The following is a 21,943-nucleotide window of genomic DNA, read 5'->3' on the forward strand; positions in this document are numbered from 1 at the left end:
CTAGAGACCTCGCTGGCAATTGCCGTGACCGCGCCCCTCTCTCCTCATGTCCTCAGCCTCCAAGACCGATAACGCAACAGGCCCCTTGTGGGAGAAGGTGCCTTCCCGAAGGGAAGGCGGATGAGGGGTCTTTATCCGCCAAGACAGACCCCTCATCCGTCTCGCTGCCGCTTCGCGTCAGCGATCCACCTTCTCCCACAAGGGAAGAAGGGAAGAACCCTGGAACGACGATGCTCCGACTAAGGCTTCGGCGGGTGAATGAACGCCCAGGGGCTGACCTCCGAATCGCGCGTCACTTCCACCGAAATCAGATACGGCCCGCTATGCGCGAGCGCCTTTTCCAGCACGGCCTTGAACTGATCCGGCGCCGTGACACGCGCAGCCGCAACGCCAAAGGACTCCGCGAGCTTGACGAAATCCGGATTGACGAGGTCGGACGCCACTACGCGGCCGTCGAAACGTTCGCGCTGGTCGCGGCGGACGTTGCCATAGGCGTTGTTGTTGAACACCAGCGTCACCACGCCGATGTTGAACTGCACGGCGGTGGAAAGCTCCTGCACGCCGAACATGAAGCCGCCGTCGCCGGTGATCGCCACCACCGGCTTGTCGGGGTTGGCGACCTTGGCACCTAGCGCGGTCGGGAAGCCCGAGCCGAGCGTGCCCTGATAGCCTGACGTGATGAAGGTGCGCGGCTGGTAAATCGGAAAGCCGTACCAGGAGGCAAAGCCGACCTGCGACAGTTCATCGGTGACGATCGCGTTCGCCGGCAGCACCTCGCGCAGAATGTTGAGATACGCCATCTGCGGCTGGATGCGCTGGATCTCGGCTTGCGCGGCCGCGGTCGCCTCGCGGATGTCCTCCCGCCGGCCACGGGTCCGCGTAAAGCCGGCTTTCTTCACGGCCGCGACGAGATCCGCCGTTCCGGCCTTGGCATCGGCGACGATGGCGGCATCGACGACGACCCGGCGCATCTCGGTCGGGTCGATGTCGATCCGAACCGATTTCAGCCCCTTCGGCTGATAGGGCCAGCGGAAGCCGGATGCCGGCAGCTCTGCGCGGGTGCCGATTGCGATCATCACATCGGTTGTCGGCCACAGCTTGTAGGCCGCGGCCATTGTGAGGCCCAGCTCATGCGCATTGGAGACGATGCCGCGGCCGCTGCGGAAGGCGACCACAGGCGCATCGATCATCTCGGCGAGCTCGAGGATCTCCTCGCCTGCCTCGATCGCGCCGCTGCCGACAAAAATCATCGGTGCCTTGCTGGCCTTGATCAACGCGGCGGCCTGCTTGGCGAGATCCGGATCGGGCTGCGGTGCGGGCAGCGGCTCCAGCACCCGGGAAGCGGCGGTGTCCGCGCGCTGGGTGAAGACGTCCCAGGGCATCTCGACCGAGGCCGGGCCACGCCGTCCCGACATCATCTCCTGGAAGGCGCGCGCGACGACCGTCGGCGCATTGCCGGGATATTCGATCCGGTCGGCCCATTTCACATAGGTGCGCAAGGTCGCGAGCTGGTCCGGCATCTCGTGCAGATGGCCGCGGCCCTTGCCCAAAAACTGCGTCGGCACCTGGCCGGTGACGCACAGCACCGGCTCGTTGCAGCCGAACGCGGTGAGCAGCGCCGCACTGGCATTGAGCACGCCGGGGCCGGGCACCACGCTGAACACGCCGGGCTTGCCGCTGGAGCGCGCATAGCCGAACGCCATGTAGCCGCAGGCCTGCTCGTGCCGCGCGCCGATCACCTTGAGCTGGGCCTGATGGAAGGCGTCGAACAGGCCGTAGACCTGCGCGCCCGGCAGGCCGAACACGGTGTCGACGCCATGGGCGACCAGGCCGCTTACGATCGCTTCGCCGCCGGTGAGGGTGGTCATTGCATCATTCCAATCTTGTTCAGGCTTCGTCGACGACGCCATTTCGCAAGCTGCCGATGCCTTCGGCCGCGACTTCGATGACGTCGCCGGGCTTCAGGTACCGCGGGGGATCGAACCGGGCACCAGCGCCGGTCGGCGTGCCCGTGACGATGATATCGCCGGGGACGAGCGTTGCGAAGGTGGAGATATAGTTGATGAGATAGCGGAAGGAGAACATCAGCCGGCTGGTGCGATCGTCCTGCCTGAGCTCGCCGTTGACATGCGTGGTGAGCCTGACATCGGCGATCTGCGATTCCTGGACGTAGGGCACGAGCCATGGGCCGAGGCTGCCGCTGGAATCAAAGTTCTTGCCTTGGGTGACGTTGAACTTGGCGTGGCGCAGCCAGTCGCGCACCGAGCCTTCGTTGCACAGCGTCAGCGCGGCGATGTGATCGAGCGCGCTGCTTTCCGGGATATGGCGGCCTTGCTTGCCGATCACCAGCACGATCTCGCCCTCATAGTCGAGCTGTGCGGACGCACGCGGGCGCACCAACGGCGTGTCGTGGCCGACGAAGGAGCGGGGCGAGCGCATGAACATGCTCGGATATTTCGGCGCGTCCTGGCCGTCCTTGTATTCGGCGTTACGGTCGGGATAGTTGACGCCGATGCAGATGATCTTCTCCGGCGCGGGCACTGGCGGCAGCCAGGTGATATCGGCGATCGGTTGATCCGGCGTGCGGCCGGCGGCTTCCTCGGCAAGGCTCACGAGCTTGCCGGCCGCGATCACCTCGCGCAGCGTCGGATAGTGTTTTGCGTAGCGCGCGGAGAGGTCGACGATGCCGTCCTCGAGGACGGCACCGTAGCTGACATCACCCTTGACGGAATAGGTGGCGAGGCGAGGGAGTTTCATCAGTCCGCCACCAGCACGTCCGCGACAAACTTCGGCTCACGCACGGCCTGCCCGCTGAATGGCGAGCCCTGCTCGAACCAGGAGCGCGGCGCGGGTGCGCCCCACAGCGTCTGGCGGCGCGGATCGCGCAGCGACCAGCGCAGCGGCTCGTGGTCGTGATCCCCGGTGAAATAGTCGCTGGTGTAGAGCTCGAGCCGGTGTCCGTCGGGATCGCGCACATAGAGGAAGAATGCGTTGGAGATGCCGTGCCGTCCGGGGCCGCGCTCGATGTTCTTCACAAAGCCTTGGGACGCCATGACGTCGCAGAGATGGATGATGTTCATCGCCGTCGGCGTCCAGTAGGCGAAATGGTGCAGGCGAGGGCCCTTGCCGTTGGTGATGGCGAAGTCGTGGACATTGCCCTTGCGATGCATCCAGGCCGCGGCGATGCGGCCGTTCGGTCCATCCTCCTCGGCATATTCAGTGAGGCGGAAGCCGAGCCGGGCGTAGAACTCCACGGTGTCCTGCACCTCGGCGGCGAAGACGTTGAAATGGTCGAGCCGCTGCGGGTGGCAGCCCCGGTAGAGATCATAGCGGCGCAGCAGATGCGGCCGGCGATCCATCGACGCATAGAGCTCGATCTGGAAGCCGAAGGGATCGGTGAACTGCAGGGTCCGGCCCTGGAGCGGCTGGTCGACGAAAGCGTAGGCAAGCCCGTTCTCGGAAAGGAAAGCAGCGGCCTTGTCGAGATCCCCGTCGTTGCCGACCTTGAAACCGAGCCGCGCGCACGCCGGGACTGCAGCCTTCCGCAGCACTAAAGAGTGGTGCTGATGCTCTTCCGCGGCGCGCAAGTACACGACCTTGTCGTCGGCGTCCTCGACATGCAGGCCGACGATGGTCTCGTAGAACTCGCGGCTCAGCTTCAAATCGGTGACGTCAAGCACGACGTGGCTGGAGCGGATGATGTTGAACGGCGGCTCGAAGATATGTTGCGGTACGGGCATTTGCGTTTCCCCTCGGCTCGGTCGTCATTCCGGGCGGCTCGAAGAGCCGAACTATGGTGCGCAATTGCGCACCTGAGAATCTCGAGGTTCCGGATTCGCTTCGCGCTCCGGAACGACGAAGCGTTAAATTCCCAGTTTCTGAATCTTGTGCGTGCCCCGCGCCAGCGAGACATGCTTGGTTTCCATGTAGAAATCGAACGAGTAATCGCCGCCGTCGCGGCCGATGCCGGAGGCTTTCATGCCGCCGAACGGCGTCGGCAAATGGCGGACATTTTCCGAGTTGAGCCAGATCATGCCGGCCTCCAGCGCATCTGCCACGCGCAGAGCGCGGCCAACGTCGTTGGTCCAGACATAGCCGGTCAGGCCATAGCGGATGTCGTTGGCGATCTCGACGGCTTCGGCTTCGTCCTTGAAGGGCAGCACCGTGAGGAACGGGCCGAACACCTCCTCCTGCGCCACGCGCATCTTGCCGTGTGCGCCGGTGACCAAGGTAGGCTCGACATAATGTCCGCCGCCCGGGCCGTCATGGGCCTTGCCGCCGACGGCGATCACAGCGCCGTCCTGGCGCGCGACGTCGAAATAGGAGCACACTTTTGCCAGATGCCGTTCGTGGATCAGCGGGCCGATCTCGGTGGCGGGATCGAGGGGATGGCCGACCTTCAGCGCCTTCACGCGCGCGGTGAGCTTCTCCGTGAACTTGTCGGCAATGCCGGCCTGAACCAGGAGGCGGCTCGATGACGTGCAGCGTTCGCCGTTGAGCGAGTAGATCATGAACACGACGGCATCGAGCGCGCGGTCGAGATCGGCATCGTCGAACACGATCACGGGGTTCTTGCCGCCGAGCTCGAAATGCACGCGCTTCAGCGTCGGCGCGCCCTGCACCATGATCGCCGAGCCCGTCGCGCTCTCGCCGACGAAGCCGATCGCCTTGATCGCGGGATGCTCGGTCAGCGCCTTGCCGGCCTCCTCACCGAAGCCGTGGACTGTGTTGAGCACGCCGTCGGGAACGCCGGCCTGCTTGACGAGCTTGCTGAGCATGTCCGCAGTGACCGGCGACCATTCGGCCGGCTTGTGCACGACTGTGCAGCCGGCAGCGAGGGCAGGGGCGATCTTCCAGGTCGAGAGCATGAACGGCGTATTCCACGGCGTGATCACACCGACCGGGCCGATCGGCACGCGCGTCGAGATATTCCAGTGCTCGTCGCTCGGCGTGTTGAGGCCGTCGCGCGCCTCGGCGCATTTGTCGGCGAAGAAGCGGAAATTCTCGGCGGCGCGGATCGCGGCCTTGGCCATGAAGCGATAGGCCTGGCCGGTGTCGATGCATTCGAGCACCGCGATGTCGTCGGCGTTGTCCTCGATCGCGTCGGCCACGCGATGCAGCAGCTTCTTCCGCATCGCCGGGCCCATGTCGCGCCAGGACTTGAAGGCAAGCGAAGCGGCCGTTGCGGCGCGGTCGATGTCCTCGGCAGTCCCGCGCGCGACGCTTGCGAGCGTTGTGCCGTCGACCGGTGACTTCGTCTCGAACGTCTCGCCGGAAATCGAGGCAACGGTCTTGCCGTCGATCATGTGACCGATGCCGTCGGCACGCAGCTTCTTCAGCAGCGGTGCGACGCGGTCGCGGTTGGCCTGGAATACATCGGCTTTCGGGCTGGGCTTATCCATGGGCGGCTTCCACTTTCAGGGCGTCGTGGATGTTGTTGCGCTTCCAGCTGGTGTCCTTGTCGTTGATCTGCATGTCGAACGACAAAGCGAATTTGCTGGCAGCGAAGACCGGATCGAGATGGCGGGAGAGCGCCTGGAAGACGTGCTCACCGGCTTTCTGGCGCGTGGGAAGGTCGCGGCCTTCGCCGATGCGCAGCACCATGTCGAGAAAGCCATAGTCTTGCCTGTCATCGGCGATCGCATAGTGCTCGCACCTGATGGCGCGGACGCGGATGCCGCCGAGCGGGAAGATGCCGGTCTCGACCGCCGCTTTGCGCACGATCTCGCACACCGCCGCGATATCGAGGCGGCCATCGAGATTGGCCGAATATTCAATCGTGAAATGCGGCATCGCGGTTTCACTCCCTGTATTCTTATGCGCCTTAAGCGAAGTAGCAGCTGACCGATCCGTAGGCGCCATAATCGGCTTGAATTGTGTCGCCCTTGCGGGTCTCGATCGGGCGGATGAAGGAGCCGGCAAGCACGACCTGTCCAGGCTCCAGCGCAAGGCCGAGCGGCGCGATCTTGTTGGCGAGCCAGGCGACGGCGGTCGCCGGATGATTGAGCACGCCGGCGGCAAGGCCGGTCTCTTCGAGCTGGCCGTTTCGAAAGCACAGCGAGCCGATCCAGCGCAGGTCTGCGTCGAGCGGGCGGATCGGCCGTCCGCCGAGCACGATGCCGGCATTCGCCGCATTGTCGGCGACGGTGTCGAAAATCTTTCGCGTCGCTTTGGTCTGGGGATCGACGCGCTCGATCCGCGTATCCAGAATTTCCAGTGCCGGCACCACGAAATCGGTGGCGTTGAGGACGTCGAACAGCGTGCAGTCCGGCCCTGCGAGCCGCTTGCTCATGACGAAGGCGAGCTCGGCCTCGACGCGCGTCGCGATGAAGCGCTCGGTCGGAATGATCCCGCCATCGGCGAAGAACATGTCGTCGAGCAGCACGCCGGAATCGGGCTCATTGATATTAAGGGCGCTCTGCATCGCCTTCGAGGTCAGGCCGATCTTGTGGCCCTTGACGATGCGGCCCTCGGCGATCTTGACGTCGACCCAGGCCTTCTGAATCGCGTAGGCATCGGTGATGGTGATGCCGGGGAAATCCTGCGACAGCTGCCGGATCTGCACGCGGGTCTTCTCCGCCTGATGCAGACGCCGTGCGCAAGCTTGGATATCGTCGTTGGAAAGCGCCATTTGGGATCTTACAAACTGGGGTGCCGGGAGATACTTAACATGTTAAGTGAATGCGTCAAACACAATTTCGGCTTGCTGCACTGCAAACGTTTTGCGGTTTGAAAGGGCATCATGGTGAAGAGACCGGCTGATCCAGCCAACGGAAGCGCGCCTGCCGCACGGCAGGTGCCGATGCGCGATTTCTCCCGCTCTCTGCCGATGTCGCTGTTGCGGGCCCGCGAAGCGGTGATGCGGCAGTTTCGTCCCTCGCTACGCGAGCACGGCTTGACCGAGCAGCAATGGCGTATCCTGCGTGCACTGGCGGCGATCGAAACGGTCGAGGTCACGGAACTCGCGCGCACGGCGTTCCTGCTCGGTCCGAGCCTGTCGCGCATCCTGCGCGATCTCGAGGCGCGCAATCTGATCGAACGAAAGACGGCGAAGGCGGACCAGCGCCGCAGCATGGTCTCGATCTCGAAAGAGGGCGTGAAGCTGATGGCCTCGGTGGCGCCGACGTCGGAAGCGATCTATGCCGAGATCACGCGACGGTTCGGCGCACGCAAGCTCGCCGAATTGCAGGAGATGCTCGGCGCGCTCGAACAGAGTCTTGCAGAGCTTGGCGCAAGCGAGGAGGCAAGTGCCGAGGAGTGAGCACGTGATGGCCGGAACCTGGGCGTCGGCGATGGTTTGACGTCGATTCGAAGGTGGGCGACGCTGGCCGTGTCGATGCCAGGGGCTAAACTGCCCATGCACGCCGCCGAGCCGATGCGGGGGATCGGGGGGCGCCGATTCCGGGCGATCCGGGGCGGAAAATCGTGACAGAGCGGCCCGATCCCTTGCCGGATGACACCCCAGGCGGCAATAGTGGGCGCCGCCCGCGAGGTCAGTGTCAGCGAAGTCGGTATCCAGCGCGCGAGCGCATAGGCGTTGCGTCATTGCGAGCGTAGCGCGGCGCTCCGGTTCGCGCTAACAGCGGGTCGTGCTGTCGCGGCGCTCGTCATGGTGACGAAGGTTCAAACAACAAAGAAGGAAGGCAACGTGGCGAACAAGGTCAAGGAAATCTGGAAGTCGGGCAAGGCCGTGGTCAACGCGTGGCTCGCTATACCCTCAGGCTTCTCGGCCGAGATGATCGCGCAATGCGGCTTCGACAGCGTCACCGTCGACATGCAGCATGGCGTGCAGGACTATCTGTCGATGGTGCAGTGCTTCCAGGCCATGGACAAGCACCCCGTGACCCCGATGGTCCGCGTGCCCTGGAACGAGCCCGGCATCATCGGCAAGGTGCTCGACGGCGGCGCCTATGGCGTGATCTGCCCGATGGTCAACACGCCGCAGGAAGCCAGGAACCTCGTCTCCTATTCCAAATATCCGCCGCAGGGCGTGCGCTCCAACGGCCCGATCCGCGCCGGCATGTACGGCACCGCGGGCTCGTATCAGAAGACCGCGAATGCCGACACCATCCTGCTGCCGATGATGGAGACCAAGACCGCGGTCGAGAACATGGAAGCGATCCTCGACGTCGAAGGCATCGACGGCGTCTATATCGGACCGTCCGACCTCGGCTTCTCCTACGGCCTTGAGCCCAAGCTCGACCGCAGCGAGCCCGAGATCCTGGCGATCTACGAGAAGATCATCAAGGAATGCGGCAAGCGCGGCCTCAACCCGGGCATCCATTGCAGCGGCGCCGAAGGCGCAGCGCGCGCCATCAACATGGGCTTCAAGCTGGTGACGCTGTCGAACGAGGTCGGCCTGATGACGACCTACGCCAAGATGCAGGTCAATGCCACCCGCAAGGATTCGGGCGGGAAGGCCTGAGACCTCGCGAATGGCGAATGGGGGGTAGCGAATAGTGCTGCTCCCCTTTTTCCATTCGCCACTCGCTACTCACTATTCGCTCAAGGAGACCTGCCATGACCATCAGCCCCGTCATCCGCCTGCATCCCGATGATGGCGTGCTGATCGCGCGCGCCAGCCTGCCGCCCGGCACTGTTGTTGCTGACGGCGTGACCACGGTCGAGCGCATTCCCTCCGGCCACAAGGTCGCGATCAAGCCGATCGCTGTGGGCGAGCCTGTCATCCGCTACGGCCAGATCATCGGCTTTGCGACCATTCCGATCTCGCCGGGCCAGCACGTGCACGTGCAGAATATCGGCATGGGCGACTTCTCAAAAGACTATGCCTATTGCGCCGACGTCAAGCCAACGCCGAATTTCGACCTGCCGGCGACCTTCGAGGGCATCCGCCGTCCGGACGGCCGCGTCGCCACGCGCAACTATATCGGCATCCTCACCTCGGTGAATTGCAGTGCCCATGTCGCAAGCCTCGTCGCCGACGTCTTCAAGAAGAATCCCTTCACCGGCGACAATCCGCTGGCCGATTTCCCCAATGTCGACGGTGTGGTCGCGCTGACCCACAAGACCGGCTGCGGCATGACGCAGAACGAGCCCTTGGCGCTGCTCCGCCGCACGCTCGGCGGCTATGCGCGCCACGTCAATTTCTCCCACGTCATCGTGCTCGGCCTCGGTTGCGAGGTGAACCAGATTGGCGGCCTGATGGAGGAGCAGAAGCTCGCGGGACGCCTGCGCGCGATGGACATCCAGGAGGTCGGCGGCACCCGCAAGACCGTGGAGGCGGGCATCGCCTTCGTGCGCGAAGCGCTGGCTGACGCCAACAAGGTCAAGCGCGAGACGGTGCCGGCGAGCGAGCTCACCGTCGCCCTGCAATGCGGCGGCTCCGACGGCTATTCCGGCGTGTCGGCCAATCCCGCGCTCGGTGCGGCCAGCGATCTCATCGTGCGCCATGGCGGCACCGTGATCCTGTCGGAGACGCCGGAGACCTACGGCGCCGAGCATCTCTTGACGCGCCGCGCCGTCAGCCGCGAGGTCGGCGAGAAGCTGGTCGACCTGATGCGCTGGTGGGACGAGTACACCGAGCGCGAAGGCGCCGAGATGAACGCCAATCCGAGCCCCGGCAACAAGGCCGGCGGCCTCACCACCATTCTTGAAAAATCGCTCGGCGCGATGGCCAAGGCCGGCACCACCAACCTCGTCGAGGTGCTGCGTTACGCCGAGCCCATCACCAAGAAGGGTTTTGTCTTCATGGACACGCCCGGCTACGACCCTGTTGCGGCAACCGGGCAGGTCGCGGGCGGTGCCAATCTCGTCTGCTTCACCACGGGACGCGGCAGCGTGTTCGGCTGCAAGCCGGCGCCCTCGATCAAGCTCGCCACCAACACGCCCATGTACAAGCGCATGGAAGAGGACATGGACGTCAATTGCGGCACCATCCTCGAAGGCGAGGAGAGCGTGGAGCAATGCGGCCAGCGCATCTTCGAGCTCATTCTGAAGACCGCCTCCGGCCAGCCGACCAAGAGCGAGAGCTTCGATTTTGGCGGCGCCGAGTTCGCGCCCTGGGTGCTCGGCGCGACGATGTAATCGCGCGTCGCGCAGCATAGATGCAATTGCGTGTCATTGGGGGTAACGCGCGGGCGATGGGCAGCGCGTGTGGTCGCGCGAAATGCACCGATCGTTCGCTACGTAATGATACGGAGGCACGCTCCTCTCGCCGGGGATCTGCGGCTTACACCTGATTAACAATGTTGTCCTAGACAGGCGGATGATGCGTTCCACAGCGTGGTGGGGCCGGCCTTTTGAGGATCGAACCGATGCAAGCGATACGTCCTACTGGGGTGGAAAATCTCCTCGGTGAGGAGGAGCTGATTGTATCGAAGACCGATCTCAAAGGCCGCATCACCTACGCCAATGACGTCTTTCTCCGCATGGCGAAATACCCCTGGAAGCAGCTGATGGGCGCGCCCCACAGCCTGATCCGCCATCCCGATATGCCACGCTGCGTCTTCAAGCTGCTGTGGGATACGCTCCAGGCCAAGCAGGAAATCTTCGCCTACGTCGTCAATCTCGCGGGAGATGGCAGCCATTATTGGGTGTTCGCCCATGTCACCCCGACGCTCGACGATCACGGCAACATCATCGGCTATCACTCCAATCGACGCAGGCCCGATCCGGCGCCGGTCGAGCGCATCAAGCCGATCTACAAAGCGCTCTGCGCGGAAGAGGCGCGCCACGCCAATGCCAAGGACGGCATGCGTGCGAGCTTCGAAATGATGGTCGGTCTGCTCAAGCAAAACGGTGTCGGCTACGATGAATTTGTGCTCTCTCTCTAAGGCGCAGGGAGCGACCGCAGTCGCGTGCCTTCTCGCCAGCATCGCGTTCGTCGCCTCGCTGCTCGGCTGGACCGGAATCGTCAGCGCAGCGCCGCTCGGGGCGGCGATCCTGCTGCTCGGCTACGCCGTCTGGTGTCAGCACCGCACGGCGGTGGCAGTCGATGAGGTCGCCGATGTCTGCCGCAAGGCGGCGCGCGGCGATCTCGAAGCGCGGATCCTGAGCGAGCGGCAGGCCGGGCGGATCGGCGCCATCCAGAAGTCGGTCAACGACATGCTCGACATCACTGATGCCTTCGTGCGCGAGGCTTCGGCATCGATGGACTATGCCAGCCGCGGCAAGTATTTCCGCAAGATCCTCGCGCGCGGATTGCCCGGCTCGTTCCGCCGCTCGGCAACCGTCATCAATGCCGGCACCGACGGCCTCGGCCGCCGCGTGGTCGAGATCGCCGGCCTTGCAAAGCAGTTCGGCACGCATCTCGACGAAGTTGCGGGCAGCCTGATGAGCGCCGCGACCGACCTCGAAGCCGATGCCGGCCAGATGGCGGCAGCGGCGGAGACGACGAACCGCCAGACCTCCGGCATGCGCAGTGCGTCCGATCAGGCCTCGAGCAACGTTGCGACGGTGGCGAGCGCCGCGGAACAGCTCGCATCCTCGATCGCAGAGATCAGCCGCCAGGTGGCCGGCTCGACCACGAGCACCGGCCGCGCCGTCGACGAAGCCAATCGTGCCGGCAGCGAGATTCGTAGCCTCGCGGATGCGGCGCTGCGGATCGGCGATGTCGTCAAGCTGATCAGCGAAATTGCCGAGCAGACTAACCTGCTGGCGCTCAACGCCACGATCGAGGCGGCGCGAGCAGGCGAGGCCGGCCGCGGCTTCGCCGTCGTGGCCTCCGAGGTCAAGAGCCTCGCCAACCAGACCGCCAAGGCGACCGAGGAGATCAGCACCAAGGTCGGCGAGATGCAGCAATCGACCACCAATTCGGTCGCGGCCGTCGAGGCGATCGCGCAGACCATCGCGGAGATCGACGGCATCACCGCCAGCATCGCCGCCTCGATCGAGCAGCAGGGCTCCGCGACCCGCGAGATCGCCCGCAACGTCCAGGAAGCATCAGTCGGCACCTCGCAGGTGTCCTCCAACGTGTCAGGCATCAGCGAAGCCGCTGCCGACACCGGCCGCGTCGCGAGCCGCGTCAACAGCGCCTCCGAACGCGTCCACGGCGAAGTCGAGACGCTCAGGCGCGAAGTGACGCAGTTCCTGCAGCGGCTGACGTCGGCGGCGTGAGGTAGGGTGGGCAAAGGCGCACTTGCGCCGTGCCCACGCAACAGAAGCCGTGGGCACGGCGCGCAAGAGCGCCCCTTTGCCCACCCTACGATACTGTCTTACCCTCTCCCCTTGTGGGAGAGGGTGGCTTCGCTGAAAGCGAAGCCGGGTGAGGGGTCTCTATCCTCACGAGCGGTTTTGCGGGTTGAGAGAGACCCCTCATCCGGCGCTTCGCGCCACCTTCTCCCACAAGGGGAGAAGGAAGAAGCAACGGCCTCGCACCTTACCTAGGCACTCGCTGCCCGTTGTTAGTGCTTGATCGCGTCCACCTCAGGTGTTCTGCTCAAAAAAGCTGCTGGAGCATCGCACCCCGTGTCGATCTACGTCGCATTACACCACGTCACGCACTACAAATACGATCGCCCGATCGATGTCGGCCCGCAGACCATCCGCCTGCGGCCGGCGCCGCATACGCGCACGCCGATCATGAGCTATTCGCTCAAGGTCACGCCATCCAACCATTTCGTGAACTGGCAGCAGGATCCGCAGGGCAACTGGCTCGCCCGCTACGTCTTCCCGGAGAAGACGACCGAATTGAAGATCGAGGTCGACTTCACGGCGCAGATGACCGTGGTCAACCCGTTCGACTTCTTCGTCGAACCCTATGCCGACAGTTTTCCGTTCGACTATCCGAACGGCCTGAAGACCGAACTGGCGCCTTATCTGGAGACCATCAAGCCCGATCGCCTGTTTGCGAAATATCTCGATACGATCCCGCAGGACGCTCCGAACACCGTCAACTTCCTGGTTGAGCTCAATCGCGAGCTTCAGAAGAAGATCCGCTACATCATCCGCATGGAGCCCGGCGTGCAGACGCCGGAGGAGACGCTCGCCTCGGGTGCCGGGTCGTGCCGCGACTCCGCCTGGCTCCTGATCCAGACCTTCCGGCATCTCGGGCTCGCCGCGCGCTTCGTCTCCGGCTATCTCATCCAGATTCGCCCCGACGTCGATCCGATCGAGGGTCCGCCGGAAGTGGAGAACGACTTCACCGATCTGCACGCCTGGGCCGAGGTTTATCTGCCCGGCGCCGGCTGGATCGGTTTCGACGCGACCTCCGGCATGCTCGCGGGCGAGGGCCACATCCCGGTCGCCGCCACGCCGCATTATCGCTCGGCTGCGCCGATTTCCGGCAGCGCCGGCTTTGCCGAGGTCGAGTTCGCCTTCGATATGAGCGTCCGCCGCATCCGCGAGGCGCCGCGCATCACCAAGCCGTTCTCCGACGAATCCTGGGCGCGGCTCAACGATCTCGGCGAGCAGGTCGACGGCGATCTCGCCGCGCAGGATGTGCGGCTCACCATGGGCGGCGAGCCCACCTTCGTCTCGGTCGACGATCTCGCAGCTGCGGAGTGGAATACGGAGGCCGTCGGCCCGACCAAGCGCGCGCTGGGCGACGATTTGATCCGCCGCCTGCGCACGCGCTTCGCGTCCGGCGGCCTGCTGCATTATGGCCAGGGCAAATGGTATCCGGGCGAGAGCCTGCCGCGCTGGGCGTTTGGTCTGTACTGGCGCAAGGACGGGGTGCCGATCTGGAAGAATGCCGACCTCATCGCCAGGATCGGGAATCCGCGGCGCGCCGAGACGAAGGATGCCGAGGCCTTCATGGAGGGCACGGTGGCGCGGCTCGGGCTCGATCCCGGCTACATCATCCCGGCTTACGAGGACACCGCCTACTGGCTCCAGAAGGAAGCCGAGCTCCCCGTCAACGTCGATCCCTCCGACTCCAAATTGTCCGATCCGGAAGCGCGCGCGCGGATGGCGCGGGTGTTCGACGAGGGCCTCAACACGCCGCGCGGCTTCGTGCTGCCGGTGCAGCGCTGGAACGCGCCGCCGCGCTGGCGCAGCGAGCGTTGGGCTCTCCGGCGCAATCACCTGTTCCTGATGCCCGGCGATTCCCCGCTCGGCCTGCGCTTGCCGATCGGCTCGCTGGGCCACGTCCCGCCGAACCAATATCCGTACATCGTCGAGCAGGACCCGATGGAGCCGCGGGGCAAGCTCCCGGTGTTCACGCTTGCGGCGCGCTCGCAGTCGCCGCCGCGGATCGCGCCGGAGCAGCTCAACACGTCGGTCCCGGTCCGCACCGCGATGTCGGTCGAGATCCGCGATGGCGTTCTCTGCGCCTTCATGCCGCCGGTCGAGCGCATCGAAGACTATCTCGAGCTGATCGCGGCGCTCGAAGCCACGGCCGAGGAGATGCAGCTCCCCGTCCATGTCGAGGGCTATCCGCCGCCGTTCGATCCGCGCATCGAGGTCATCAAGGTGACGCCGGATCCCGGTGTCATCGAGATCAACATCCAGCCGGCGAAGAGCTGGCGCGAGGCGGTCGACATCACCGCCGGCCTCTATGAGGACGCCGGGAAAGTTCGCCTCGGCGCCAACCGCTTCCTGGTCGACGGCCGCCACACCGGCACCGGAGGCGGCAACCACGTCGTTGTCGGCGGCTCCTCGCCGCAGGACTCGCCGTTCCTGCGCCGGCCCGACCTGCTCAAGAGTCTGGTCTTGTACTGGCAGCGGCATCCGTCGCTGTCCTATTTCTTCTCCGGCCTGTTCATCGGCCCGACCAGCCAGGCGCCGCGCATCGACGAGGCCCGCCACGACAGCATCTACGAGCTCGAGATCGCGCTCTCGCACGTGCCGCCGCCGGGCTACCAGACGCCGCTGTGGCTGGTCGACCGGCTGTTCCGGCATCTGCTGGTCGACATCACCGGCAACACCCACCGCGCCGAGATCTGCATCGACAAGCTCTATTCCCCGGAGGGCTCGACCGGCCGGCTCGGCCTCGTCGAATTCCGCGCGCTCGAAATGCCGCCCGATCCGCGCATGTCGCTGGCGCAGCAGCTCTTGATCCGCGCGTTGATCGCAAAGTTCTGGCGCGAGCCGCAGGCCGGCAAGTTCGTGCGCTGGGGCACGGCGCTGCACGACCGCTTCATGCTGCCGCATTTCATCTGGGAGGATTTTCTCGACGTTCTCACTGAGCTGAAGCAATCAGGCTATCCGTTCGAGCCGGAATGGTATCTGGCCCAGCTCGAATTCCGCTTCCCCGCTTTCGGCCGCGTCCATCATGGCGGCGTGACGCTGGAGCTACGCCAGGCGCTGGAGCCCTGGCACGTGCTGGGCGAGGAGGGCTCGGCCGGCGGCACCGTGCGCTATGTCGATTCATCGGTCGAGCGGCTTCAGGTCAAGGCGGAGGGTTTTGTCGAGGGCCGCCACATCGTCACCTGCAACGGCCGCCGCCTGCCGATGACCGCGACCGGCCGCTCGGCCGAGGCCGTGGCCGGCGTCCGCTTCAAGGCCTGGCAGCCGGCCTCCGGCCTGCACCCGACCATCCCGGTCCATGCGCCCCTGACCTTTGATCTCATTGATACCTGGAATGGCCGCTCCCTCGGTGGCTGCGTCTACCACGTCGCCCATCCCGGCGGCCGCAGCTACGACACCAAGCCGGTCAACACCTATGAGGCCGAGGCGCGGCGGCTGGCGCGCTTCCAGGACCACGGCCATACGCCGGGGCCGGTCCAGCCACCCCCCGAGGAACGCACAAATGAGTTTCCGCTGACCCTCGACTTGCGGACCCCGCTCCTGCAATGAGTATGATGGTGGGGCAGGGAGAGGCGCATGAGCGAGGGCGCAGCCGAGCAGGACAAGGCGGGTAAGGCGCAAGGCCAGCGTGAAGGCCAGCGTCGCCTTGCCCAATGGGTCCGCGACTATCGCCGCCTGCCCGGGATTCCCGACGAGTTCCTGGGGCCCGACGGCGCCCCGCGCGCGGTCTGGAGCCGATTCTTCGATGCCTTCGGCGCGCTCGCGCCCGACGAGATCGAGCGTCGCTTCGGCATGGCCGACCGCCATCTGCGCGAGGCCGGCGTCACCTACCGTGCGCCCGGCGACAGCGCCGACCGGCCGTGGTCGATCAGCCATCTGCCGCTCCTGATCGACGAGGCCGACTGGCAGCAGCTTTGCGCCGGCATCACCCAGCGCGCCGAGCTGCTCGAGCTGGTGCTGCGCGACATCTATGGCGAAGGCCGCCTCGTTGCGGAAGGCGCGCTGCCGGCGGCCGCGATCGCCGGTAGTCCCGAATATCTGCGTCCCGTCTGCGGCGTGCCGCCGCCGGGCGGGCGCTACCTTTCGATCTATGCTGCCGATGTCGGCCGCGGCCCCGACGGCCGCTGGTGGGTGCTCGGCGACCGCACCCAGGCGCCGTCGGGCGCGGGCTACGCGCTGGAGAATCGCCTCGTGCTCTCGCGCGCCTTCTCCGACCTCTACAAGTCGATGAACGTGCCGCGCGTCGCGCCATTCTTCGAGGCGTTCCGCGACAGCCTGCGCGCGCGGGCCGATCGCGACGAGCCGCGTATCGGCGTGCTCACCCCCGGCAGCTTCAGCGAGACCTATTTCGAGCATGCGACGCTGGCGCGCTATCTCGGCTTCCTGCTGGTCGAGGGCGACGATCTCGCCGTCAGCGACAACCGCATCCACATCCGCACGGTGGCCGGGCTGAAGCGGCTCGACGTGCTGCTCCGCCGGGTCGATTCCAACTCGCTCGATCCGCTCGAGCTCGATGCCTCCTCGCATCTCGGTGTGCCCGGCCTGATCGACGTGCTGCGCAAGGACGGCGTCGTCGTCGCCAACATGCCGGGCTCGGGCGTGCTGGAGGCGCGGGCGCTGCTCGGCTTCCTGCCAGCGCTGAGCCGCCGCCTGCTCGGCGAAGAGCTGAAGATGCCGCACATCGCGACCTGGTGGTGCGGCCAGCGCAGCGCGCGCGAGGAGGTGCTGGCGCGGCTCGACGAGGTCGCGATCGAAGGTGCCTATCGGCGCGGCGTGCCCGGTTTCGACAGCGCGGGGCCGGTGCTCGCGAGCGAGCTGGATGCGAGCGACCGCCAGCGCCTGATCGACGCCATCGCCGCGCGCGGCATGGATTATGTCGGCCAGGAGGTGGTGCGGCTGTCGACCATGCCGGTGTGGGAGCAGGGCCAGATCACGCCGCGTCCCTTCGTGCTGCGCGTGTTCGCAGCCGCCACGCCCGACGGCTGGGCCATCATGCCCGGCGGTTTCTGCCGGATCGCCGAGCAGCCGGATGCGCGCGCGGTGTCGATGGGCGACGGTGCGCGCGCCGCCGACGTCTGGGTGGTCTCCGACAAGCAGGTCTCGACCGCGACGCTGCTGCCGGCGACCGACAAGGTCCGCATCCGCCGCATCGCCGGCGTGCTGCCGAGCCGCGCCGCCGACAATCTGTTCTGGCTCGGCCGCTATCTCGAACGCGCCGAGGCGACGCTGCGGCTGGTGCGCGCGCTTGGCTCGCCGAGCGGGCCCAACAAGGGCACCGCGGCCTCGCTGCAGTCGGGCGAACGCATCCAGCGCCTGCTGGTGGCCTGGGGCGCGATCTCGCAGACTTCGCGCGCTGCGCCCGGGCGGATCACCGCCGAAGCGTTGCAGAGCGCGGAACGTTTCGGCTCGGCGCTGTCGCTGGTGCGCGCGGCGCAGCGCACGGCGACCTCCTTGCGCGAGCGGCTGTCGCCCGATGCCTGGCAGGTCATCACCGAGATGGCCGAGCGCCTGGCCTACCAGGTCGAGGGCGACGACAGCGTGCTGAGCGCGGCCGAGCTAACCTTGCAGGAGCTCGCCAGCCTCGCAGGGTTGGCGCAGGAGAACATGAACCGCGCCGCCGGCTGGCGCTTTCTCGACATCGGCCGCCGCACCGAGCGTGCCATCAACACCACGCGCTTCACCCGCCAGTTCGCCTATGACGAGGCCGGCGACGAGGATCTCGACATCCTGCTGACGCTGGTGGATTGCCAGATCACCTATCGCTCGCGCTATCTGCTGGCGCCGATCCTGGCGCCGGTGCGCGACCTTGCCGTGCTCGACGGCTACAATCCGCGTTCGGTGGCGTTCCAGGTGACGACGCTGAACGAGCACATCGGCGCGCTGCCCAGCCTGAAGGAGCACGGCCTGATCGAGAAGCCGCAGCGCCTTGCGGTGGCGATGCAGGCGATGCTGGCGACCGCGGAGGCCGAGAAGCTCGAGGTCAAGACACTGTTCGCGCTGGAGCAGGACCTGCTCAGCCTCGCCGATGCGATCGGTCAGCACTACTTCCCGCACGGCCCCAATGCCGCCCGGCCGGAAAAGCTGACGGGGCTGGCGTGATCTACGACATCCGTCACGTCACCACCTACGAGTATGAGAATCCGGTCAGCTTCGCCCGCTGCACGCTGCGTCTGGAGCCGAGGAGCGGTGGCGGCCAGGAGCTGATCTCGCACAAGGTCGAGATCCGCCCGCGCCCCGCCGAGCGCAACGTCCGGCGCGACTTCTTTGGCACGCTGACCGAAAGCATCGTGATCGAAGCGGCGCATCGCAATTTGCGGATCGACTCGCGCTCGCGTGTCTCCGTGTCACGTAAGCCGCCGGCGCGCGATGCCGACAGTCCGAGCTGGGAGAGCATCCGCGACATCGCCTTCGAGGCGACCAGCCTCGGGCCATCCTCGCCGGTCGGTTATGTCTTCGCCAGCCCGCTGGTGCCGGTGCTGCGTCCGGTCAGCGCCTATGCGGGGATGAGCTTTGCGCCGGGCGCGGGCATCCTCGAGGGTGCGGTCGATCTCATGCATCGCATTCGCACCGAGTTTCGCTACGACCCCAAGGCGACGGTGATCTCGACGCCGCTGAACGAGGTCTTCGACAAGCGACACGGCGTCTGCCAGGATTTTGCCCATGTGATGATCGCAGGGCTGCGCGGGCTCGGTCTGCCGGCGGCCTATGTCAGCGGCTACTTGCGCACCATTCCGCCGCCGGGGCAGGCCCGCCTGCAAGGCGCCGATGCCACCCATGCCTGGGTGTCGCTGTGGTGCGGGGCGGAGCTTGGCTGGGTCGATTTCGACCCGACCAACGATCTCTTGATTGCCAACGACCATATCGTGCTTGCGGTCGGACGCGACTTTTCCGACGTCTCGCCGGTCGACGGCATCATCGTCGGCTCACCCAAGCAGAAGCTCGGCGTCGCCGTGGACGTGGTGATGGTGGAATAAACGCGCCTCGTCGGCCGGGCTCGCCACGCGGGCGTGCCGCGCCTTCACCGCAACCGCGATCTTGCATAGCACAACGGTAACATATTTCCGTAATCGCGTTCCCGGGGTTTGGTCACTCGGCCCAAGATGGTCTATGCTGGGTCGTTGCGTCGAGGACAAGAACGAGACTTCGGGAGCTGACATGGGACACCACCGGCACGCGGGGCTGCATCCATGATGACGTTGCCGAGACTGGCGGCTGAATCCCTGGAGAAGCTGCTGGGTACGTTTATGCGGCGTCGGTACGGCGAGACCGCTGCAAGCATGGTCGAGAGCGCAACCCGCACCGCGATGGAATGCATCGGTAACAGCGATGCACTTTACCACAATATCGAACATACGATGCTGGTGACGCTGGCGGGCCATTCGATCCTCAGTGGCCGAAATCTCCATACTCACCTGACGGCCGAGGACTACGTCCATGTCCTGATCGCCTGCCTCGCCCACGATATCGGCTATGTTCGCGGCCTGTTTGAGGAGGATGACATCGACGGCTTCGTCATCGATGCCGCCGACACCAAGATCTCGTTGCCGCGCGGTGCGTCGGACGCCAGCTTGATGATGTATCATGTCGACCGCTCGAAGCTCTATGTCTTGCGGCGGCTGCAGCACATTCCCGGTCTCGATCCTGAACGCATCGCCCGCGCTATCGAGGGAACGCGCTTTCCGGCCCAGGAAGGCCATGAGTATGACGTCGATGCCTCGATCCTGCGCGCCGCCGATTTCATCGGCCAGCTCGGCGATCCCAATTATCTGCGCAAGGCCAACGCGCTCTACTACGAATTCGAGGAGGTCGGCATCAATCGCCAGCTCGGCTACGATTCACCGGCCGACATCGTGAACCGCTATCCACAATTCTATTGGAACAGCGTCGCACCGCACATCCAGACCGAGATCGGTTACCTCAACAAGACCGAGATCGGCCGGCAATGGATCGCCAATCTCTACAGCAACGTCTTCCGCGCCGAGCGCGACATCTCGCTGTCCGGGCCGCAGCGGTAGACCTGTTGTAGCCCGGATGGAGCGCAGCGACATCCTGCATTCGCGCATGCTGGCGTTCCCGGATTGCGCTGCGCTCCATCCGGGCTACGAAATCCCCAACGCCGTGAAACAACCATGCAACAAAAAACGATCACCACGGACGTCCTCGACATCGCCTATCGCGAATACGGCGCACCTGACGGCTGGCCCTGCATCCTGGGCCACGGCTTTCCCTACGACGTGAACGCCTATGCCGAGACCGCGCCGATCATTGCCGAGGCCGGCGCGCGGGTGCTGGTGCCCTGGCTGCGCGGCTACGGGCCGACGCGGTTTCGCTCCCCGGACACGCCGCGCTCCGGCGAGCAGGCGGCGCTCGGTGCCGATCTTCTGGCCTTCATGAACGCGCTTCATATCGAGCGTGCCGTCGTCGGCGGCTATGACTGGGGCGGGCGCGCGGCCTGCGTGGTCTCGGCGCTCTATCCGGAGCGCGTGATCGCCCTTGTCTCCGGCAATTCCTACAACATCCAGAACATCGCCCGTTCCATGGAGCCGGCCTCGCCGCCGGAGGAAGCCGCGCTCTGGTATCAATATCTCTTTCACAACGAGCGCGGCCGCCGCGCCCTGGAGCGCAACCGGCGTGGCTTTGCCCGCCAGCTCTGGGCGATGTGGTCGCCGAAATGGGCGTTCGACGACACGACGTTCGAGCAGAGCGCGGTGTCGTTCGACAATCCTGACTTCGTCGACGTCGTGATCCACTCCTACCGCCACCGCTACGCGCTGGTCGCGGGCGATCCTGCTTATGCCGCGATCGAGGCGAAGCTCGCAGACCAGCCGCCGATCCGCGTCCCGACGATTGCGATCGACGGCGACAGCGACGGCGTCAATCCCGGCACCGCGCATCACGCCAGCAAGTTCGAGCGTCCATTCGAGCGGCGCGTCTTCACCGATGCCGGCCATAATCTGCCGCAGGAGCGGCCGGCCGAATGGGCGCAGGCGGTGGTCGAGGTCCGGAAAGCGGCCTCATAAAGCTCGTTTCTCGTCCGGCCGGCTGGCTTGTCTGCCGTCCCTCCGATTTTTCCTGATCCTGGGAACCTTTTGCGATTGCAGCCGTCCAAGCTGAGGAGCCGCTTCTATATGCGGCTCGTTGCAGGGGAGGATCTCGATGAAGTCACAAGTGCGCAAGCTGGAACGTGTCGCGGTGGCGCAGGCGCCGGTCGAACGGCCTGACAGGCTCGAGGTCGAGCAGGCGATCCGCACCATGATCCGCTGGGCCGGCGACGATCCCGCGCGCGATGGTCTGCGTGAGACGCCGGACCGGGTCGCACGTGCCTTTGAGGAGTATTTTTCCGGCTATGCGCAGGACCCGACGGAAATCCTGCAAAAGACCTTCGAGGAGATCGAAGGCTATGACGAGATGATCGTCCTGCGCGGCGTTCGCTTCGAGAGCCATTGCGAGCACCACATGGCGCCGATCGTCGGCCGCGCCTGGGTCGCCTATATCCCGCAGGGCCGTGTCGTCGGCATCAGCAAGCTTGCGCGCGTGGTGGACATCTACGCCAAGCGCCTCCAGATCCAGGAGAAGATGACCGCGCAGATCGCCAATACCATCAACGACGTGCTCAAGCCTGAAGGCGTCGGCGTCATCATCAAGGCGACGCATCACTGCATGACCACGCGCGGCGCGCACAAGCCCGGGACCGATCTCGTCACCAGCCGCATGCTGGGCGTGTTCCGCGACAATGCGCTGACGCGCCAGGAACTGTTGGGGCTCGCCAATTCGGACGATTGACCCGCGGCTGCTC

The 21,943-nt window shown here is 65.5% G+C and carries 17 protein-coding genes; 11 read left to right on the forward strand and 6 right to left on the reverse strand.

The genetic code is table 11. From position 1 onward, the window contains the following. Positions 1-239 precede the first annotated feature (239 nt). The 6 genes from GGD67_RS14875 to hpaH all read right to left on the reverse strand — a co-directional run bounded on the left by GGD67_RS14875 (position 240) and on the right by hpaH (position 6,631). Positions 240-1,868, reverse strand: coding sequence for a thiamine pyrophosphate-dependent enzyme (locus GGD67_RS14875; RefSeq protein WP_179733903.1), 1,629 nt, complete (start codon positions 1,866-1,868; stop codon positions 240-242). A 19-nt stretch (positions 1,869-1,887) separates the two neighbouring features. After that, a complete protein-coding gene (locus GGD67_RS14880; RefSeq protein ID WP_179733905.1) occupies positions 1,888-2,757 on the reverse strand; it encodes a fumarylacetoacetate hydrolase family protein in 870 nt (289 codons plus the stop codon). Continuing rightward, positions 2,757-3,740 (reverse strand): 3,4-dihydroxyphenylacetate 2,3-dioxygenase, encoded by a 984-nt coding sequence (gene hpaD / locus GGD67_RS14885; protein WP_179733907.1) that lies wholly within the window; start codon positions 3,738-3,740, stop codon positions 2,757-2,759. The genes GGD67_RS14880 and hpaD overlap by 1 nt, the downstream gene beginning before the upstream one ends. A gap of 123 nt (positions 3,741-3,863) precedes the next feature. Beyond that, positions 3,864-5,402, reverse strand: coding sequence for a 5-carboxymethyl-2-hydroxymuconate semialdehyde dehydrogenase (gene hpaE, locus GGD67_RS14890; RefSeq protein WP_179733909.1), 1,539 nt, complete (start codon positions 5,400-5,402; stop codon positions 3,864-3,866). Further along, on the reverse strand, positions 5,395-5,793 hold the full coding sequence (locus GGD67_RS14895) for a 5-carboxymethyl-2-hydroxymuconate Delta-isomerase (protein ID WP_018315664.1): 399 nt from the start codon (positions 5,791-5,793) through the stop codon (positions 5,395-5,397). Before GGD67_RS14895 ends, hpaE begins: the two co-directional genes overlap by 8 nt. A 31-nt stretch (positions 5,794-5,824) precedes the next feature. Beyond that, positions 5,825-6,631 carry a 2-oxo-hept-4-ene-1,7-dioate hydratase gene (gene hpaH, locus GGD67_RS14900; protein WP_179733912.1) on the reverse strand — a complete coding sequence of 269 codons (807 nt, stop codon included), beginning with the start codon at positions 6,629-6,631 and terminating at the stop codon, positions 5,825-5,827. A gap of 111 nt (positions 6,632-6,742) precedes the next feature. Between hpaH and hpaR the strand changes: the two genes are divergently transcribed. From hpaR to folE, 11 genes are all read left to right on the forward strand, one after another. Next, entirely contained in the window at positions 6,743-7,261 is a 519-nt protein-coding gene (gene hpaR, locus GGD67_RS14905) for a homoprotocatechuate degradation operon regulator HpaR (RefSeq protein ID WP_018315666.1), read from the forward strand. A 387-nt stretch (positions 7,262-7,648) separates the two neighbouring features. Continuing rightward, the gene (locus tag GGD67_RS14910) at positions 7,649-8,425 is read left to right on the forward strand and encodes an HpcH/HpaI aldolase family protein (protein WP_008549964.1); all 777 of its coding nucleotides are present in this window, start codon (positions 7,649-7,651) and stop codon (positions 8,423-8,425) included. 95 nt (positions 8,426-8,520) lie between these two features. After that, entirely contained in the window at positions 8,521-10,044 is a 1,524-nt protein-coding gene (locus GGD67_RS14915) for a UxaA family hydrolase (RefSeq protein WP_179733914.1), read from the forward strand. Between the two features lie 230 nt (positions 10,045-10,274). Continuing rightward, positions 10,275-10,793 carry a PAS domain-containing protein gene (locus GGD67_RS14920; RefSeq protein WP_049814751.1) on the forward strand — a complete coding sequence of 173 codons (519 nt, stop codon included), beginning with the start codon at positions 10,275-10,277 and terminating at the stop codon, positions 10,791-10,793. Then, positions 10,771-12,075 carry a methyl-accepting chemotaxis protein gene (locus GGD67_RS14925; protein ID WP_179733916.1) on the forward strand — a complete coding sequence of 435 codons (1,305 nt, stop codon included), beginning with the start codon at positions 10,771-10,773 and terminating at the stop codon, positions 12,073-12,075. The genes GGD67_RS14920 and GGD67_RS14925 overlap by 23 nt, the downstream gene beginning before the upstream one ends. Positions 12,076-12,426: 351 nt before the next feature. Next, on the forward strand, positions 12,427-15,696 hold the full coding sequence (locus GGD67_RS14930) for a DUF2126 domain-containing protein (protein ID WP_179733917.1): 3,270 nt from the start codon (positions 12,427-12,429) through the stop codon (positions 15,694-15,696). Positions 15,697-15,723: 27 nt separating this feature from the next. Further along, positions 15,724-18,246 (forward strand): circularly permuted type 2 ATP-grasp protein, encoded by a 2,523-nt coding sequence (locus GGD67_RS14935; RefSeq protein WP_179733919.1) that lies wholly within the window; start codon positions 15,724-15,726, stop codon positions 18,244-18,246. Further along, positions 18,243-19,121: a transglutaminase N-terminal domain-containing protein gene (locus GGD67_RS14940; protein ID WP_018315672.1), complete on the forward strand. Its 879-nt coding sequence runs from the start codon at positions 18,243-18,245 to the stop codon at positions 19,119-19,121. Before GGD67_RS14935 ends, GGD67_RS14940 begins: the two co-directional genes overlap by 4 nt. Positions 19,122-19,334: 213 nt before the next feature. Beyond that, positions 19,335-20,162, forward strand: a complete 828-nt coding sequence (locus GGD67_RS14945; RefSeq protein WP_018315673.1) for a hypothetical protein — start codon at positions 19,335-19,337, stop codon at positions 20,160-20,162. A 114-nt stretch (positions 20,163-20,276) separates the two neighbouring features. Then, the gene (locus tag GGD67_RS14950) at positions 20,277-21,167 is read left to right on the forward strand and encodes an alpha/beta fold hydrolase (protein ID WP_179733921.1); all 891 of its coding nucleotides are present in this window, start codon (positions 20,277-20,279) and stop codon (positions 21,165-21,167) included. A 136-nt stretch (positions 21,168-21,303) separates the two neighbouring features. Further along, positions 21,304-21,930, forward strand: a complete 627-nt coding sequence (gene folE / locus GGD67_RS14955) for a GTP cyclohydrolase I FolE (protein WP_018315675.1) — start codon at positions 21,304-21,306, stop codon at positions 21,928-21,930. Positions 21,931-21,943: the final 13 nt, after the last annotated feature.

The organism is Bradyrhizobium sp. IAR9, from assembly GCF_013408065.1.
Taxonomy (GTDB): domain Bacteria; phylum Pseudomonadota; class Alphaproteobacteria; order Rhizobiales; family Xanthobacteraceae; genus Bradyrhizobium.

Bases quoted from the DNA above. Each gene is read 5' to 3' on its own strand.
- GGD67_RS14915 (WP_179733914.1), top strand. From the start codon at position 8,521: ATGACCATCAGCCCCGTCATCCGCCTGCATCCCGATGATGGCGTGCTG.
- folE (WP_018315675.1), top strand. From the start codon at position 21,304: ATGAAGTCACAAGTGCGCAAGCTGGAACGTGTCGCGGTGGCGCAGGCG.
- GGD67_RS14880 (WP_179733905.1), bottom strand. From the start codon at position 2,757: ATGAAACTCCCTCGCCTCGCCACCTATTCCGTCAAGGGTGATGTCAGC.
- GGD67_RS14935 (WP_179733919.1), top strand. From the start codon at position 15,724: ATGAGCGAGGGCGCAGCCGAGCAGGACAAGGCGGGTAAGGCGCAAGGC.
- GGD67_RS14950 (WP_179733921.1), top strand. From the start codon at position 20,277: ATGCAACAAAAAACGATCACCACGGACGTCCTCGACATCGCCTATCGC.
- hpaE (WP_179733909.1), bottom strand. From the start codon at position 5,402: ATGGATAAGCCCAGCCCGAAAGCCGATGTATTCCAGGCCAACCGCGAC.
- hpaD (WP_179733907.1), bottom strand. From the start codon at position 3,740: ATGCCCGTACCGCAACATATCTTCGAGCCGCCGTTCAACATCATCCGC.
- GGD67_RS14875 (WP_179733903.1), bottom strand. From the start codon at position 1,868: ATGACCACCCTCACCGGCGGCGAAGCGATCGTAAGCGGCCTGGTCGCC.
- hpaH (WP_179733912.1), bottom strand. From the start codon at position 6,631: ATGGCGCTTTCCAACGACGATATCCAAGCTTGCGCACGGCGTCTGCAT.
- GGD67_RS14895 (WP_018315664.1), bottom strand. From the start codon at position 5,793: ATGCCGCATTTCACGATTGAATATTCGGCCAATCTCGATGGCCGCCTC.
- GGD67_RS14925 (WP_179733916.1), top strand. From the start codon at position 10,771: ATGAATTTGTGCTCTCTCTCTAAGGCGCAGGGAGCGACCGCAGTCGCG.
- GGD67_RS14945 (WP_018315673.1), top strand. From the start codon at position 19,335: ATGATGACGTTGCCGAGACTGGCGGCTGAATCCCTGGAGAAGCTGCTG.
- hpaR (WP_018315666.1), top strand. From the start codon at position 6,743: ATGGTGAAGAGACCGGCTGATCCAGCCAACGGAAGCGCGCCTGCCGCA.
- GGD67_RS14920 (WP_049814751.1), top strand. From the start codon at position 10,275: ATGCAAGCGATACGTCCTACTGGGGTGGAAAATCTCCTCGGTGAGGAG.